This window comes from Winogradskyella tangerina (assembly GCF_003260205.1).
GTDB lineage: Bacteria > Bacteroidota > Bacteroidia > Flavobacteriales > Flavobacteriaceae > Winogradskyella > Winogradskyella tangerina.
Genome location: NZ_QERF01000008.1, coordinates 51,181 through 68,345, shown reverse-complemented (window position 1 = coordinate 68,345; position 17,165 = coordinate 51,181). Strand labels below are relative to the sequence as shown.

Below are 17,165 nucleotides of genomic sequence, written 5' to 3'. Positions count from 1 at the left end.
TTATGAATCGATAAAATTTAAAACAATAAAGAAGTACCCTATGGCCACAGGAATATTTAGTGTTAAAAGCATAGCATGTCCTAAAAGTTCAATGCTGTTTTTCCAAAGAAATAATGCCGATAATATGACTAAAAAAAAGAGCATAGCATTAATGGCAAATGCCGCATAGAGATACCAAATGCCAATGTAAGTAAAGGGGTCAATTTCTCTAGTTATCATAAATAAGATCAGAATGATCGTTCCGATGGCGAAACTTACTAATGCACTTACTTTACAGGTGTTCTTTATGGCAAATACGATATCCATTTGATTTATGTAAGATTTAACCATTATTCCAATCGATCTTCCTTGAAACGTACATTACAATAGCAAGGATCACGAATAAGCCAATACTTCCTACAAGCAGGGCGTAATTTTCTAATTGAATTATTACATAGATAAAGGCATATAGTGCCGATAATGAAATACCTATGAAAATGGGGAATTTCATATTCTTCAGAATAGACCTTGAATAAAGGGTGATCAGTGCAACTACTGATATGCCGGCAATGAGATAGGCTTTCAAGAAATTACTATGTTCTGATATCGATAACAACAAGGTATAGAACATTATCAAGGCTAAACCGATCATTAAATATTGAAATGGATGTATGTTGATCTTACTTAATGTTTGAATTAAGAAGAACAGTAAAAATGTTAGACCGATCACTAAAAAACCATATTTGGCAGAGCGTTCACTTTTTTGATATTCATCTACCAGAATGACAAATTTTGTTCCGAAGGCAAATTGATTCAGATTCGGGATTTTATTGAAATACGTTTGAGAAAAAGCACGGTTTATAGAAAGTACTTTCCAATCTACCTTAAAGCCTTTTTTTGAAATACTTCTCGTTTCATCGTTTGGTGAATAATTACCAATAAACCCAGGATCAGCCCAGTTTGAAACCATGTCCATGGTGGTGGTTTTACCCACCGGAATTAACTGGATCTGTTTACTACCGTCATAGGTCACATTCATATTAAATTGAAAATCTTCTTTTAAAGTTTCTTCATTTATAAATCCAGTTTCGAGTTCATCGAGATGCGTACCATAGCTTTTACTATCAATGAAATTGGTTTCATATGCATATGAAGTACCATTAACCTCAATCTGCATTTCGGTTTTTATACCCTTTAAATTGGTGGTTTTGAAAATCACTGATGCCTTATCCCATAAGATATCCTCATTTTGAATATCTTTTGAAGTCAGATCAATAGAATTAAATCCTCCTGTCAGTTGAATTTTTGAAGTGAAAACGGCAGACTCAAAATTTCCTAGGTAGATGGATTTTGATTCAACATCTACATTGGCGTCCAAGGTTTCTGGAAAAATATACGCGTAATTAGTGTGCGTTTTAGTTTCCTTTATGTAAGTGTCGGTTTTTTCATTATAGGTTGAAGTTTCTGAATAAGATTTATAAGGAACTTTTAGTATGGGACCGTACATAATTACTTCATTTCCCCACTTGCCATTAATCTCCCTAATTACGTCTTGCTGTCTAAATGCCCGCTCTTCGATTAAAAGATTAACGTAAGTGAGCGGAATTAATAAAACCATAATGAGTAACCCTACGATTATCATTCGGGCCGTAATTGAGGTTCTTAACCAATTTCCAAATTTGTTAGGTTGATTTGCTTTGTTCTGTTGTTCTGAGTTTTCCATGTTGTTATGTTTTTTGATCTGACTTATATATTTAAAAATGTAATTGCGGATCTAGAGAAAATTGCCGATCTAAAGTCTTCAATAGATACGTTTAAAAGTTGTCTGTAGTTGTAATGGTGAAAAGGATGGGCTTGTTTGCCGATCTTGTAAGCGTTGTAATAGTAGCTGAAATAGTCTGGTAATATAGCTATGCCTAGAATAATAGCGCCGTATAAATATGGGCTTCGTTTACCATTGCCATAACAAAGACATTGCAGAGCAATTTCATCTTCAACTTTAGTGCTAAATCCGCAAAGCACATGGTAACAATCGTGGCGTTCTACTTTCGGAATTAGTTCAAAGTTGTTTTCGTCTAAAAATTCACCAAGATGTCTTCCGAAGGAATCTACAGGGAAATTTAAAAGATCTGCTTTGTCAACATCCCAGGGTTGATGACTTTTGAAAAGTGACGTATAGATACGTTGTGAATGTTCAAACAACCAAATGATAAGCTGTTTCCTTTTGGACCTCCAATATTTTAGTAGGCTGTTCATGGCAGTTGGGTTTGATTTGGTTCAACGGCAAAATGTTCTAAAATACTTTTGAAAAGTACTTTGAAATTCAGAGTAAATATGTAAAAAAATAGATTCATGTAATGTTCATTCGTTTGATGTCTTCTTTGTAAGCTGTGGGTAGGAGCAAGTCTTTGATTGGTCCGTCTAAACGAATACGTCTTAATACTTTATATACGGCAACTAAAGGTTTTAAAAATGAATATTTCCTTAAGTGCAACATGGCTCTAACGGATTCTGGGACCAAAAGGATTTGAGCTTCAAGCAGTAAATAGTATCTCATAAATCCGAGATGCTTTTTATACTGTTTGTAAAGGTCTTTTGAAAGCTCGCCATTTAATAGATCTTCTTGGAGGTGTTTAGTGCGATCTTTTTCAAATTCTGAATAGCTAAGCGGTACGTCTTGTATTCCCATTCGTCTCCCAACATTACCGAATACGGTTAAGACTTCTTGTTTTTCGTTCGTAGTGAGTGGCCTTTGTAATAATTCATAAGACCTGATCGAATAATCAATAAGCATGTAAAGCACATCTTTATAAGCCCATTGAGGGATTTTTTGATTGCGATTTTGTTCAACAGCCTCATGGATAGCTGTTATTTGATCAATAGCCTTATGTGCATTTTCCTTTTTTGAAAACACGATCATTTTAGCATACTGCACTGTTGAGAACAGTCGACCCAGAGGATCTTTTGGAAGTTTCCCTGTAAAGTACAACCAATCCACAGCCTTGTTTAGCGCAAATTCAGCTGAAGCACCTGCAAACACCATAAGTATGGTATCGCTTTTACCCCAAATCTCTCTAACAATAGAATTATTGTCAACAAAATTAGTCATGCTATCAGGTCTTTTTAATTAATTTTTCGAGGGCTTCAATATGTTTTTTAAACTCTTTTCTTCCCAGTTTGGTCGCGCTATATCTTGTATTTGGCTTTCGACCAATAAATTGTTTTTCTACCAATATATATTCAGCCTTCTCTAAAGCTTTAGTGTGGCTGGCCAAATTGCCGTCAGTTGCACCCAACAATTCTTTAAGCGTATTAAAATCAGCATACTCGTTTACCATTAGAATAGACATTATACCGAGTCGTATTCTATGATCAAAGAGTTTATTTATGTTGGTTATTATGCTCAATTCAATAAAATTTGTTCAAAGTTAGTCAAAGCCAACCTTGTTATTGCTAGTTATTGGCATCATATTTAAAATGCATCCAAGTTCCGTAAACAATATGCATAATGCCAAATCCGATGACCCAAAGCCAAAAGCCGTATCCTGGGTAGTAACTTGCTATAAGTCCCAGAACAATCTCAATATATCCTAAATACTTTATATCGCCCAGACTATATTTTGAAGCACTCACCAATGCTAATCCGTAAAAAATAAGCATAAGCCCACCTGTTTGTCCATAGCGTCCCTGACTTAATATGATAAAGCAATAAATACCACCAACAGCGAGTGGTACGAGAAAATTAAAAAGTAAGCGCTTTGAAGAACTATCCCAAATCTTCTCTTCATTCTTTTTTGCTTTTCGGGTGGTTAGAATAATTCCAGTTATAGCACTTAGACTGGCCACCATTAAAAGTACGGCCATGCATGTCCAGAATACCCATCCATGAAAAATATATAATGTACCTCCGCTATAGGTGATAACCAACCAGTAAACCACCGCTGCGCCTATTAAGGCGTAGACACCAGCGAGTATTCCCGATAAACCACTTAATGATATAAAACGCGAGGATCTGTGCATTAGATCCTTGATCTCGCTCAGGTCTTTTAGATAGTCTTCGTTGCTCATAATTAAAAGTACTTTGAAATACAAAGTAAATAAAATTATCTGGTTCTGGCAAAACAATTTTAGAGGATATTAACTAAATTTATAGTCTAACATCAAAAATCGATATAATCATGTTTGGATTGCTTTTAACGATTGCCAACCTTGCAGGCGGGATTCTCCTCGGATTGGCCACATTAGATAAATGGGATGGAGAAAGTAACTTCTTTAATAAGATCGCAGGAGTCTTGGCCCCATTTCAAACGGTGATTGGCGGGGCGCTAGTAGTATTGCCCTTAATTAAATTTAGTGTAATCGGTATCATTAGTATTTTAGGTGGTATTTTGTTGCTTACACATGTATTTGGTAAAGTACCAGCATTAGAAACGAGTCTGCGCAAGTTATCGGCATCATTAATGCCATTTAAAGCGATTATCGGAATAGCTTTAATTGTAATTGGATTGTTGAGACTATTTGATTAAACTATGAATCCGGCCGAAGCCTACATCCTAAAACAACCCGAACCTTATAAAACTATTTTGCTACAACTACAGGCTATCGTTGAAGCTGTAGCACCTAATGCTGAATTAAAGTTCAAATATGGCATACCCTTTTATTACAATAATGGGTTTCCTATTTGTTACTTAAACCAGTCTAAGGATTACGTTGATTTTGCCTTTTGGCATGGTGATAAATTAGATCAATACAGGGAGCATTTCGTTACAACCAACAGAAAAGTAGTGACGTCATTGCGGTATAAAAGTGTTGAAGATATTAACGATGCTGTAGTGGTTTATGTTATTGAACAACAACTTGCTATAAATATCAACCCTTTTAAATTGGTTTTAAGCGGAAAGCACAAGAAAAACGACTAAAGATCACTCTGTGAAATTAAAGTGTGCTATTTGTTAGTTTAACATTTAAGGGTATATTGCATAAAATCCCTAGACCCTAACACATCGTGAAAATTAATTGGCATTCAGATACACAGTTATCTAGTGATGAATTAGATAAACGCATACAATTTGAATTTGATTTTCGTCAGAAAATGACACGATTTCTTATGCGATTTCCAATACTCGATCGTTGTCAGGATTTTGAATGTTATGTTTTTGATTATTTCGTTGAAAGTCAAAAAATAGAACTCTCAAAGGATACAGCTGAACCTTTCTTTTCAAATTTAAAAAGTCGTTGGCATTTATTCGAAACCGGAGAAAAATCTGCTTAAAACGTATTTATTACCTTTCTAACAGCAACCAAGCGCTCTAACAAACCTTCAAGTTTGTCTAAATGTAGCATATTAGCACCATCACTTTTTGCATTTGCAGGATCGAAATGTGTTTCAATAAACAAACCATCTACGTGGTTTACCACGCCTGCCCTTGCGATAGTTTCGATCATTTCCGGACGGCCGCCTGTAACACCAGCACTTTGATTAGGCTGTTGCAATGAATGGGTAACATCTAAAACTGTAGGAGCCATTTGTCTCATGGTCGGAATTCCCCTGAAATCAACGATCATATCTTGATAGCCAAACATTGTACCTCTATCCGTAATCCAGGCGTTTTCATTACCCGCATCTTTAACCTTTTGAACAGCATGTTTCATGGCTTCCGGACTCATAAATTGTCCTTTTTTCAGGTTAACTACTTTACCTGTTTTTGCAGCAGCGACTACGAGATCCGTTTGTCTTACCAAAAATGCAGGAATTTGAAGCACATCAACATATGCTGCAGCCATCGCCGCATCTGAAGCCTCATGAATATCGGTAATTGTAGGTATATCGAAAGTCTGAGATACCTTTTCAAGAATCTTTAAGGCTTTTTCATTGCCAATACCGGTAAAACTATCTATTCTACTGCGATTTGCTTTTTTAAAGCTTCCTTTAAAAACATAAGGAATCTTCAGTTTATCCGTAATAGACACCACACGTTCTGCAATGCGTAGGGCCATATCTTCACCTTCAATGGCGCAGGGTCCACAAAGCAAAAAGAAATTATCTGAATCGGTATGTTTTAATTTAGGAATCGCCATCGATGCAACAGAGTTAAAAATTCAGTTGCAAAGATATATTAAAAAAGCTTTTTAATACTATTTCGAATGATCCAGAGCGACATTACAAAGTTTCCAATAACAATGGCACCACTATAAAATAAGAAGCGTTTAGCATTTTCAGACCAATTGACGATGTTTAACACATCCGACAAGTAAGCCAAAATCACATAAGAAGACAAACAAACAAACACAATCCCCAATGAGAAATTCAGTTTTCGATTTGGTTTAATGAGTTGCCATAAAAAAGGAATACCAAACAATAATATTGGGTACGCAGAAATGCCTTCACTTCTATTTATGTATGTAAACCAATAGGCGGTAACAGACAAAAAATATAGGTAAGGAATAAATTTGGTGTATTTGCTAATTGTATTCATCTGGGTTTGTTTTAGGGTTCAGACGTAAACAGCCCAATTAGCGGTTGAAAAGAAAAAGGCTATTACTATTAATCAATTTCTAAAACGTAAGATACGAATTGAAATTGTTTGATATTCAAAATATAACATATTATTAACGAATAGAGGATAATAAGACGTACCTTTGCACGCTGAAAATCAATACGGCTTATGACCAAGATTAAAAATATTGCAATTATTGCACACGTCGATCACGGGAAAACTACGCTGGTAGATAAGATTATGTACCATTGTCAGTTGTTTAGAGATAACGAAAATACAGGAGATCTCATTCTCGATAATAACGATCTTGAACGCGAACGCGGTATTACCATTACCTCTAAAAACGTTTCAGTCGTATATAAAGACACAAAAATCAATATTATTGATACACCCGGTCACGCCGATTTTGGTGGTGAAGTAGAACGTGTTTTGAACATGGCCGATGGTGTTTTACTATTGGTTGATGCCTTTGAAGGCCCAATGCCACAGACACGTTTTGTGCTTCAGAAGGCTATTGATCTTGGGTTGAAACCTTGTGTAGTTATCAATAAAGTGGATAAAGAAAATTGCACACCAGACGAAGTGCATGAGAAGGTATTCGATCTTATGTTTGAATTAGGTGCTGAGGAGTGGCAATTAGACTTTCCGACGGTATATGGTTCAGCGAAGCAAAACTGGATGAGCGAAGATTGGCAAAATCCAACAAGCAATATTGAACCATTGTTAGATATGGTTATTGAGCACATTCCTGAGCCAAATATTGCAGAAGGCAATACACAAATGTTAATTACCTCTTTAGATTTCTCTTCTTTTACAGGTCGAATAGCTATAGGTCGATTAACACGTGGTGTACTTAAAGCGAATCAACAAATATCATTGGTAAAACGTGATGGTTCGATTGTGAAAAGTAAGATCAAGGAATTACATACGTTTGAAGGCTTAGGTCGAAAAAAAGTAGAGGAAGTTCAGGCAGGAGATATTTGTGCGATCGTTGGTCTTGAAGGTTTTGAAATTGGTGATACTGTTGCCGATCTAGAACAACCTGAAGGCTTAAAAACCATTGCCATAGACGAGCCAACAATGAGCATGTTATTTACTATTAACGACTCACCATTTTTTGGTAAAGACGGAAAATATGTAACCTCTCGTCATATCAAAGAACGCCTAGATAAAGAATTAGAAAAAAATCTAGCACTAAGAGTTGAAGATACCGATAGTGCCGACAAGTTTATGGTTTTTGGACGTGGTGTATTGCACTTGTCTGTTTTAATAGAAACCATGCGTCGTGAAGGATATGAACTTCAAATTGGTCAGCCACAAGTAATCATCAAAGAAATTGATGGTGTTAAGTGCGAACCTTTTGAAGAAATGACCATTGATCTACCGGAAGAGGTTTCAGGAAAAGCCATAGAAATGGTTACCATGCGAAAAGGTGAAATGCTGAGTATGGAAGCTAAAGGTGAGCGTATGGTATGCGAATTTATTGTGCCATCTCGTGGTATAATCGGTTTACGTAACCAATTGCTTACAGCTACTGCTGGTGAGGCCATAATGGCACACCGATTTAAAGAATATCAGCCATTAAAAGGTGGAATTCCAGAACGTCAAAATGGGTCATTGGTGTCTATGGAAAATGGTACAGCGATTCCATATTCTATTGATAAATTGCAAGAACGCGGAAAGTTTTTCATTGATCCGGGTGAAGATATTTATGAAGGCCAGGTTATCGGTGAGAATTCTCGAGGTGATGACATGGTCGTTAATGTCACCAAAACTAAAAAGTTGAGTAATGTCCGTTCTGCGGGCGCTGATGATAAAGCCAAAATTGTTCCAGCAATTAAATTTTCGTTGGAAGAAGCCCTAGAATATATTCAGAAGGATGAATACGTTGAGGTTACACCAAATCATTTAAGATTACGTAAGATCTTATTAAAAGAAGTGGATCGAAAGCGAAATAAAAACGTTTAGATTAAATAGGAAGGAACCTCGAAAGGGTTCCTTTTTATTTTTTAAGCCCTAGAATACTAAAGAAAAAACTGAAAAGTATGGTTTGAATACCTAATTGTAGACAGGTTATAGCCGGTATTACCAATCTTAGAGTTGATCTTACATCAAGGTTTCCAAAGTTTTGATCCCTCCAAACAGATAGGCTTTCAAGACTTAAAAACAATCCAATAAGTAAAAGTACAAATCCTAAGATTAGACCTCTTTCAAGATTAATTATATGGAAGAGTTTGTTGTAACGATTCGATTTGGGTAAAAGTTCATTTTCTACAGCGAATACCTTGGTCAGTCCATAAAATATTAAAAACTGAACCCCAACGAGTAAGAATGCAGAAGCATACAAAAGCGTATGCACATCGAGTGTTATACCTTCAAATTTAAGTGGATTTGCCAACAGGAAAACACCTAAGATCAAACCAATTAAAACCAATAGAATCCCTGGATATAGAAACACCCAGTTAGGTGCATATAGCATTAAAAAACGCAGGTGTCTCCAGCCATCACTCCAAGTTTTTAGGTGTGGTTTTCTGCTTCGTCCGTCCTTTTTTAAGGTGGTTGGTACTTCGGTTATTGAAAGTCCATTGAGTTTAGATTTTACTACCATTTCTGAGGCAAATTCCATTCCGGTAGTTTTCAAATTCATTCGGTTATAAGCTGATTTAGAAAACCCTCTTAGTCCACAATGAAAATCTCCGATCTTTATTTTAAAAAATAGTCGCCCAATAAAAGATAACACCGGATTGCCAAGATATTTGTGCAAAAAAGGCATGGCATTATCTTCGATACCGCCTTTAAAGCGATTACCCATAACCAAATCAAATCCTTTTCTGAGTTGATCTAAGTAGGGCATGAGGTTGCTAAAATCATAGCTATCATCGGCATCTCCCATTATGATAAATTCGCCATTAGCGGCTTCAATACCAGTTTTAAGTGCATTACCATAGCCTTTTTGCTTAGCGTGTACAACCGTCGCATTTAAAGATTGTGCTATTTCTATGGACTTGTCTGTACTTCCGTTATCTGAAATGATAATTTCTCCTTCAACCTTATGTGTTTCAAAAAAAGCATTTGCCTTTTCGATACAAATTGCCAAGGTCTCTTCTTCATTGAGACACGGCATTACGATTGATAATTCAGGATTTTTGGCCACGGATAACAAGGTTGTAAGTGCTAAGAAACAATAAAAATATCAAACTGTAATTATAGAAAAGATACCGTTGAATCGAATGCACTGCAAAAGCGATGAACATTGCATTAGATAAAATTAGCGACGATAATACAAAAACAACGATATAGCGCCTTTGATAGCTTTGCAAGCTTTTTATAAGGCTAAAGAAAAACATTACTACCACAAACCAAAGCAATAATTGACTTTTGAATCCGTAAGAAATATTAGCATAATATAGCTTTGCCCAGGGTTTGAAGTTGTTAAGAATGAGTGTTTTTGTGTAAGCCTTACAAGCAGCTTCGGTCTCAAAGAATATACTAGAATTTCGTTGGTTTTCAGTCCAATCTTCAGGAAAAGACTTTTCAGAATAATACGCTTTTCCAACTTCTCTAACGGTTTGGTTACAGATCTTTGGTAGATTATCGTGAAAAAACTTATAGGCTTCTTTGGTGGTATATTCAGGTTTTATCAGAAGATCTTTTATCACTAAACTATCATAACTCCATCTGAAGATATTTTTGTAATCTTCGTTTTCAAACAGCTTGTAATCCTCACGCTCTGAAAGATAAATTGGTGCCGTGGCAGCACTAGTAAATCCTAAGGGCGTAGGTTTGAAAAAGCCATCTTTCAATTTATGATAACTGCGTTCTGTTAAACTAGCAATTACCATTACGCCACAAAAGAAAGCGATTCTGAGGATGTGCTTTTTCTGTAGAATTTGTTTTCTGTGAATTAAGAAATAGGTCCCTGCAAAAATTAAGGTAGTGAAGATAAACTGACTTCTCACAGAAATTAATGCGAGATAAGCAATAAGATAGTATTTGAAGTTTTTGGTATTATTATTCAGAATAATATCTAGCCCTGTGGCTATAAAAATTAAATAGAGACCAAACCCTAGACCTTCGGAAACCACATTATTTGCAATGCTTAATGGTGGGAAAAAGGGGAATAATAAAAGTATAATTACAGGAATTTTTAAATAAATCTTCAGCTGAAATAACTTTGAGATCTTCGAGAAAAAGTAGTGCACAGAAATTAAGCTAAAGGCCGCATGAAAGGCAACCGCTGCAACATCAAAATACGTTCCAAACAGTGTTGTAAACGCCTTCAGGAACATAACATAACCCATCTGTCGGTAAGGCATTGCCCTCAGGTAACTGTAGGTGTCGGGTGAGTAGATGGGATCAGTAAGTATGCAAAAAAGGAATACAATGAGATACGACGACAACAGAACATAAGAACTAATTGAGAGATTTTTGAGTTTAAATTTGAGCATATGTTCTATTGAATGATTATTGTAAAAATAGAAAAACTAATCAATCATTTTCTGAAGACGATATTCTTTAAAGATAACCTAAGGAATAATTCTCATTTACTTATCTTGACCCCTCTATGAATATTAGCATTTTAAAATCTTCAAAGCTCGGCATTACACTGATCATAGTAGTTTTAATTCAACTATTAATGGCCTTTCAGGGATTTGATGTTTGTGATGATGGCTGGGTGCTTACATTTTATCAGCAAATTTTTTCTAATCCTGAATCTGTAGAGTATAACTTTCTGTATTGGTTCGCAGGAATTGTAGGTGGATTGTGGTACAAATTATTCGAGGATGGTGGAATTCTGTGGTTTAGAATTTTAGCTATTATTGTAAATACTTCAGCATTTTATCTGTCGTATCAACTTCTAAAAAAATATCTCAACAAAGATTTTTTGCTTTTAGCACTTACCATGGTGTTGTTCGTTAACGACTATGGATTTTTAACTTTTTATCACAATCAGCTCACAGCTTTAATGGCAGTAATTGTTGTTTTTATTTTGAATAAGGCACTTCGTTCAGATAATCGACGCTTGTTTATTATTGCTGGTTTCGTATTGAGTTTTACGGTTTTTGTGAGAATACCCAACGCGGTATTGCATATTCTCATTTTTGCAATTCCTTTTGCATTCTTTATTGCTGATAAAAAGGTTTCAAAATCAATACAACCCGCTCTATTGTTCGTTTCAGGATCGATCTTAGGCTATCTCAGTATTTACTTGATATTGCTCGGCTTAGGTCAGGTTGAGATTATGAAAAATGCGCTTTTAACCATTGTAGATCTAGGAAATACTGAGAACAGTTCGCATAACTTCAAAGAGATTTTTAAAGCTCCATTACATAATTTTCTGTCTATTGTTCAAGCATTTAATGACCTGATCGTATTGGCTTTCATTCTTTACATTCTGAATTACATTCCACTTCCAAGAAAGATACTCTTGGCAATGACATCGATAGTTGCTATAGGTGTATTTATTTTTTGGTTCAACACCGGAAATATTTATCCGGTTTACAGTTTGTGTCTATTCGGAAGTGCTGTTTTAATGTTTAAGAAGAGTATACCTAATGAGATTAGGGTGATAAGTTTCATGTCGCTTTTAATTCTCTCAACCTTGTGGCTAGGTTCAGCAGGCGGACTTAAAAACAGTGGTTATATGGCTATTTGGATTGGTTTGCCATTGTTTTTTTATTTGATGCCTAAGGATTTTTCTATTAAAGGCGGTGATAAATCAATTTATATTCACAAGTATTTATATTGTCTTGCTTTCGCCTTTTTAATTTTGAAAGCCTATAAAATCCCACAACAGTCATATTTTGATCCTGGAAGTCGTTTCGAAAAGACATTTGCGATCAATAATGTGAAAGCTAGAGGTGTTTATACCACAGAAAGACGGGCCCAAATAATGAACGAACTATTACTTAATTTGAATAGATTTGTTAAACCAAATGAGTATTTGCTGGCATACGACAAGATTCCTATGGTTCATTTCTTAACTGAGACCAAACCATATATGTATAACTCTTGGGTGTGGATTTATGATTACAATTCCTTCGAGAAAAAGCTTTTAAAAGCGGAACAAGAGATAGACGAGTTGCCTGTGGTAGTTCAGCAGAAGATTGAAACGATCTATGAATTTTCAGAACCGATAGAAGATTATATGTCGGAGACTAAAGAGAATACAAACTTTCATAGCAATGAACGAAATGCCACAATGAACTCATTTTTAAAGCGAAATAATTATGAGGTTGTTTGGAGTAATGCGTATTTCAATATTTATAAATCTAATTTGAACCAGTAATCCACTAAAGACAGATTCAGATGAAAAAGAGTGATATTTCAGTTGTGATTCCAATATATAACGAGCAAGACAGCTTACTCGAATTATATGAACGCCTCACCAAGAGTCTATCTAATTTTACCGATAATTACGACATAATTTTTGTCAATGACGGAAGTTCCGATAATTCCTTAGAGATTATGTTAGGTCTTTCAGAAAAAGATAAGCACGTCTATTATATCAATTTCAGTAGAAATTTTGGACATCAAATAGCCCTTTCGGCTGGCCTCGAGTACTGTCATTCCGAAACTACGGTATTGATGGATGGTGATTTACAAGACCCACCCGAACTCATTGAAAAGTTGTATTCAAAATATAAAGAAGGATTCGATGTTGTCTATGCGAAGCGTCAAAAAAGGGAAGGTGAAACATGGGTTAAAAAGTTTACGGCCAAAGTATTTTATAGACTATTTAAGCGAATGATTCCTTTTGAAATCCCTCTAGATACTGGAGATTTTCGACTTATTTCACAAAAGGTGGTGAAATCACTTAATAAGATGACTGAGCGTAGTAAATTCTTAAGAGGCCAAATTGCTTGGTTAGGATTTAATCATGCCGAAGTTCTTTTTGACAGAGAACCGCGAAAACATGGTGAGATTAAATATTCTTATAGTAAACTAACAAAGTTGGCTCTAGATGGCATCACAGGATTCTCGGATAAGCCATTAATTATGGTGAGTCGATTAGGTTTTATTATATCAATATTTTCGTTTTTGGTGATCATTTATGCCATTTTTTCACATTTCGTATTGAAACACAGCATAACCGGATGGACGTCTTTGATCATTAGTTCAGCTTTTATCGGCGGTATTCAATTATTGTCTATCGGAGTGATAGGTGAGTACATAAATCGAATCAATAACAATACTCGAGAGCGCCCTTTGTTTATTGTAAAAGACACCAACATTAAAAGCGATGAAGATTGATTTAAACTCACAAATTAGCCAAATAAAGAATTAAAGCTATTTTTGACTGATGCGAAACGTCAAAGTTTTACAATATCAACCATCCGATAAGCACCTTTGGGACAGTTTTGTCTTAGATAGTAATCAGCAAACCTTTCTATTCCAAAGGGGTTTTATGGATTATCATAGTGATAGATTTTCAGATTTCTCCTTGATGATCTACATGGACGATAAGTTAATTGCTCTATTACCGGCCAATAAGGTTGGAAATGAACTCCATTCGCATCAGGGATTGACCTATGGTGGAATAATTTGTAATTTTCGGTTAAAATCTGAAGAGGTGATTGTCATTTTTAAAGCAATCCTTCAATTTCTAAATCAAAGCAAAATTGAAAAGCTTCACATTAAGGAGTTACCATTTATTTATTTAGATAGTCCAATCAACAATCCATTTTCGTATCTATACTTTAAAGTAAGCGCTCAATTGTACCGAATGGATATGCATTCGGTTGTAAAACCAACTAGTTTGAATTATTCCAGAAGCAGGAAGAACGGTATTAAACGTGCCGAAAAGCATGACCTTATTGTTGAAGAAACTGACGATTTTTCGGCATTTTGGAATGAAATACTTATTCCAAATCTAGATAATAAACACGACGTGAAACCTGTGCACTCACTTGATGAAATTCAGCTATTGAAATCCAGATTTCCTCAACAGATAAGGCAATTTAATGTGCTTCATGAAGGTAAGATTGTTGCAGGAACGACTATTTTCGACACTAAAAATGTTGCTCATAGTCAGTATATTTCAGGAAATAAGGATAAAAATACTTTAGGATCGTTAGATTTTTTACATCGTTTTTTACTTCAAAATGTATTTGCTGATAAATCGTATTTCAATTTTGGAATTTCGCACCTCGAGCAAGGTCAGCTTATTAATGAAGGTTTGATGTATTGGAAGGAAGGATTTGGCGCCCATTCCGTTACACAAGGTTTTTACACTATTGATACTAATAAACACGGCTTGTTAGAAGACATCTTTGTATGATAAAGTTTTTAGATCTTCATAAAATCAACGATAGATTCAGGGCAGATTTTGAGGCATCCTTCAAAAATTCTTTGGACACTTCTCATTTTATTTTAGGGAGGAATGTTTCAAATTTTGAAAATGAGTTTGCCGATTATTGTGGAACTAAATTTGCTGTAGGAACTGCCAATGGATTAGATGCTCTAACCCTTATTCTGAAGGGTTATATCCGACTGGGTCGTCTCAAAAAAGGGGACAAGGTTATTGTTCCGGCGAACACATTTATAGCTACTATTTTGTCTGTGTTTCATGCTGATTTAGAACCTATTTTTGTTGAACCAGATCCGAGGTCTTATTGTCTTTCTTCAGAATTAGTTGAAGAAGCGATTATTGAAGATGTAAAAGCTATTGTGATGGTTCATCTTTATGGTCAATTAGCTGATGTTGAAGGTCTGAAAGACTTAGCTAAGACACATGATCTGCTTCTAATTGAAGATGCTGCACAAGCCCATGGTGCAATTAGTAATACCCAAAAATTGAAAGCAGGTAATTTGGGTGATGCTGCGGCTTTTAGCTTTTATCCGAGCAAAAACTTAGGTGCGTTAGGGGATGGTGGTGCCATTACAACAAGCGATCCAGAATTATACAATGTGCTTTCATTGTTAAGAAATTACGGAAGTGAAGAGAAATATAAGAATGACATCATTGGCTACAACAGTCGTTTAGATGACATGCAATCCGCGTTTTTACGCATCAAATTAAAAACGCTAGATTCAGACAACGAACAGCGACAGCACATCGCAAAACAATATCTTCAAGGAATTAAGAATTCTAAGATTAATCTTCCTGTTTACTCAGGAACTAAAGATCATGTATTTTATGCTTTTGTTGTTGAGGTAGAGGATAGGAATCATTTTATGGATTACCTCGATAAAAATCATGTTGGTTGGTTAATTCATTACCCGATTCCTCCACACAGGCAGAAAGCACTCAGTAGATTTTCAGAATTAAAATTGCCAGTAACGGAGCAAATTCATCGTAGAGTCATAAGTTTACCTATGAGTCCTGTTTTAACAGATCACGAGGTAAATTATGTAATTGAAGTTTTAAACAACTATTAATTGAAAAAGTTTTTCCACTATATAAATACCGAAGTTTTGGTGAAAGCCGCAAACTTAAACACTGCAAATATCAGTGTTAAGATTCTTGCTGGTATTCTAATTTCCAAATTTATAGCTGTATTTATTGGCCCGGAAGGAATGGCATTGATCGGTAACTTAAGAAATTTTCTTAGTACCATTCAATCTACAGCCATAGCCGGACTCTACAATGGTATGGTAAAACTCATTGGTAAATGTAAAAATGATCTTGCTGCACTCACCAATACCTTGTCTACAGTATTCTATTTAGGCTTTTTCTCGTCAATACTTTTGGCCTTTTTGTGCTACTATAATGCGGAATTTATTAATGAACTCATATTCCTAAACAATAACTATACCTATGTTATTGAAACCATGGCCATCATACTACCATTCTACGCGCTGAATATGTTTGTGTTTTCGATAATGAATGGTTTTTCCAAGTATCGCATTCTCCTGGTGATTAATATTACTGGGCAAATTCTGGGCTTATTGGTTACCTTACTTTTAATTAAGCAAGAGAATATTGATGGTGCATTGGTTGCAGTTGTCATAACACCAGCGCTAAATCTTTTGATTACTATTGTTGGTATTGCCTTTCGGAAAAACTTAATGTCGTACATCAGAATAACAAATATCAATTTAGGTGTACTGAGAAACCTAAGTCCATATATGATTATGGCATTGGTAACTTCAATAGCCTTACCAATCGTTTACATCATTATTAGAAACTATATTATTTCAGAAATTGGTATTAAAGAAGCGGGATACTGGACCGCAGTTACAAGAGTCTCTGATTATTATTTAATGTTTATCAATTCGTTGATGGCACTCTATATTTTGCCGCGGTTTGCCGAACTAAAATCACAATCAGAATTTAGAAAAGAAGTCTTTAGTTTTTACAAAACTGTTCTGCCAATTTTCGCCGTAATATTGGGAATAATCTATCTCTGTAGAGGACTATTAGTAACCGTTTTATTTACTGAAGAATTTAGACCAATCGAAGATTTATTTGGATATCAAATATTGGGCGATTTCATGCGGGTGATGTCTATGGTGATCGCTTATAAATTTTTAGCCAAGAAGATGTTTACACACTTCATTATTATAGAAATATTCTTATTTGTAATAATGTATTTCTCTAGTATTTATCTCATCGATGTCTTCGGTGTGAAGGGTGCTGTTATGGGACACTGTCTTAGTTATTTTATGCACTTCGGAATAGTTTTGCTGATATTTGGAAGTTCATTATTTGGTGTATTAAGTGATGAAGGACTCGATGAATACTAA

General features: G+C 35.3%; 19 protein-coding genes. 9 read left to right on the top strand and 10 right to left on the bottom strand.

Features of this window, described 5'->3' with window-relative positions:
* The 6 genes from DDY94_RS11985 to DDY94_RS11960 all read right to left on the bottom strand — a co-directional run bounded on the left by DDY94_RS11985 (position 1) and on the right by DDY94_RS11960 (position 4,047).
* Entirely contained in the window at positions 1–306 is a 306-nt protein-coding gene (locus DDY94_RS11985; RefSeq protein WP_157957313.1) for a hypothetical protein, read from the bottom strand.
* Positions 307–322: 16 nt separating this feature from the next.
* Positions 323–1,702 (bottom strand): cell envelope integrity protein CreD, encoded by a 1,380-nt coding sequence (gene creD / locus DDY94_RS11980; protein ID WP_111684360.1) that lies wholly within the window; start codon positions 1,700–1,702, stop codon positions 323–325.
* Positions 1,703–1,725: 23 nt separating this feature from the next.
* On the bottom strand, positions 1,726–2,235 hold the full coding sequence (locus DDY94_RS11975; RefSeq protein WP_111684359.1) for a Coq4 family protein: 510 nt from the start codon (positions 2,233–2,235) through the stop codon (positions 1,726–1,728).
* Between the two features lie 94 nt (positions 2,236–2,329).
* Positions 2,330–3,088 carry an oxygenase MpaB family protein gene (locus DDY94_RS11970; protein ID WP_111684358.1) on the bottom strand — a complete coding sequence of 253 codons (759 nt, stop codon included), beginning with the start codon at positions 3,086–3,088 and terminating at the stop codon, positions 2,330–2,332.
* A 4-nt stretch (positions 3,089–3,092) separates the two neighbouring features.
* On the bottom strand, positions 3,093–3,386 hold the full coding sequence (locus tag DDY94_RS11965; protein WP_111684357.1) for a winged helix-turn-helix domain-containing protein: 294 nt from the start codon (positions 3,384–3,386) through the stop codon (positions 3,093–3,095).
* Between the two features lie 46 nt (positions 3,387–3,432).
* Positions 3,433–4,047, bottom strand: coding sequence for a hypothetical protein (locus DDY94_RS11960; protein WP_111684356.1), 615 nt, complete (start codon positions 4,045–4,047; stop codon positions 3,433–3,435).
* A 110-nt stretch (positions 4,048–4,157) separates the two neighbouring features.
* Here DDY94_RS11960 and DDY94_RS11955 point away from each other — a divergent pair, with 110 nt between their 5' ends.
* From DDY94_RS11955 to DDY94_RS11945, 3 genes are all read left to right on the top strand, one after another.
* Positions 4,158–4,505: a hypothetical protein gene (locus DDY94_RS11955; protein ID WP_111684355.1), complete on the top strand. Its 348-nt coding sequence runs from the start codon at positions 4,158–4,160 to the stop codon at positions 4,503–4,505.
* Positions 4,506–4,508: 3 nt separating this feature from the next.
* The gene (locus DDY94_RS11950) at positions 4,509–4,898 is read left to right on the top strand and encodes a DUF1801 domain-containing protein (RefSeq protein ID WP_111684354.1); all 390 of its coding nucleotides are present in this window, start codon (positions 4,509–4,511) and stop codon (positions 4,896–4,898) included.
* An 86-nt stretch (positions 4,899–4,984) separates the two neighbouring features.
* Positions 4,985–5,251 carry a hypothetical protein gene (locus DDY94_RS11945; RefSeq protein ID WP_111684353.1) on the top strand — a complete coding sequence of 89 codons (267 nt, stop codon included), beginning with the start codon at positions 4,985–4,987 and terminating at the stop codon, positions 5,249–5,251.
* Here the strand turns inward: DDY94_RS11945 and kdsA are convergent.
* A complete protein-coding gene (gene kdsA, locus DDY94_RS11940; RefSeq protein WP_111684352.1) occupies positions 5,248–6,057 on the bottom strand; it encodes a 3-deoxy-8-phosphooctulonate synthase in 810 nt (269 codons plus the stop codon). The two genes, DDY94_RS11945 and kdsA, sit on opposite strands and share 4 nt — an antisense overlap.
* 38 nt (positions 6,058–6,095) lie before the next feature.
* On the bottom strand, positions 6,096–6,455 hold the full coding sequence (locus DDY94_RS11935) for a hypothetical protein (protein ID WP_111684351.1): 360 nt from the start codon (positions 6,453–6,455) through the stop codon (positions 6,096–6,098).
* 189 nt (positions 6,456–6,644) lie between these two features.
* Between DDY94_RS11935 and typA the strand changes: the two genes are divergently transcribed.
* Positions 6,645–8,444, top strand: a complete 1,800-nt coding sequence (gene typA, locus DDY94_RS11930) for a translational GTPase TypA (protein ID WP_111684350.1) — start codon at positions 6,645–6,647, stop codon at positions 8,442–8,444.
* A 34-nt stretch (positions 8,445–8,478) separates the two neighbouring features.
* On the opposite strand, the gene DDY94_RS11925 is transcribed toward typA, so the two are convergent.
* Both DDY94_RS11925 and DDY94_RS11920 read right to left on the bottom strand, forming a co-directional pair.
* A complete protein-coding gene (locus DDY94_RS11925; protein ID WP_232817868.1) occupies positions 8,479–9,630 on the bottom strand; it encodes a glycosyltransferase family 2 protein in 1,152 nt (383 codons plus the stop codon).
* Positions 9,614–10,924: a hypothetical protein gene (locus DDY94_RS11920; RefSeq protein WP_157957312.1), complete on the bottom strand. Its 1,311-nt coding sequence runs from the start codon at positions 10,922–10,924 to the stop codon at positions 9,614–9,616. The genes DDY94_RS11925 and DDY94_RS11920 overlap by 17 nt, the downstream gene beginning before the upstream one ends.
* Before the next feature lie 116 nt (positions 10,925–11,040).
* Between DDY94_RS11920 and DDY94_RS11915 the strand changes: the two genes are divergently transcribed.
* The 5 genes from DDY94_RS11915 to DDY94_RS11895 are packed head-to-tail and all read left to right on the top strand — an operon-like array spanning position 11,041 to position 17,165.
* Positions 11,041–12,765: a hypothetical protein gene (locus DDY94_RS11915; RefSeq protein WP_111684348.1), complete on the top strand. Its 1,725-nt coding sequence runs from the start codon at positions 11,041–11,043 to the stop codon at positions 12,763–12,765.
* 20 nt (positions 12,766–12,785) lie between these two features.
* Positions 12,786–13,730, top strand: coding sequence for a glycosyltransferase family 2 protein (locus DDY94_RS11910; RefSeq protein ID WP_111684347.1), 945 nt, complete (start codon positions 12,786–12,788; stop codon positions 13,728–13,730).
* A gap of 49 nt (positions 13,731–13,779) precedes the next feature.
* The gene (locus DDY94_RS11905; RefSeq protein WP_111684346.1) at positions 13,780–14,757 is read left to right on the top strand and encodes a GNAT family N-acetyltransferase; all 978 of its coding nucleotides are present in this window, start codon (positions 13,780–13,782) and stop codon (positions 14,755–14,757) included.
* Complete coding sequence (locus tag DDY94_RS11900) at positions 14,754–15,857, top strand: DegT/DnrJ/EryC1/StrS family aminotransferase (RefSeq protein WP_111684345.1); 1,104 nt, start codon at positions 14,754–14,756, stop codon at positions 15,855–15,857. The genes DDY94_RS11905 and DDY94_RS11900 overlap by 4 nt, the downstream gene beginning before the upstream one ends.
* Positions 15,858–17,165: an O-antigen translocase gene (locus DDY94_RS11895; RefSeq protein ID WP_111684344.1), complete on the top strand. Its 1,308-nt coding sequence runs from the start codon at positions 15,858–15,860 to the stop codon at positions 17,163–17,165.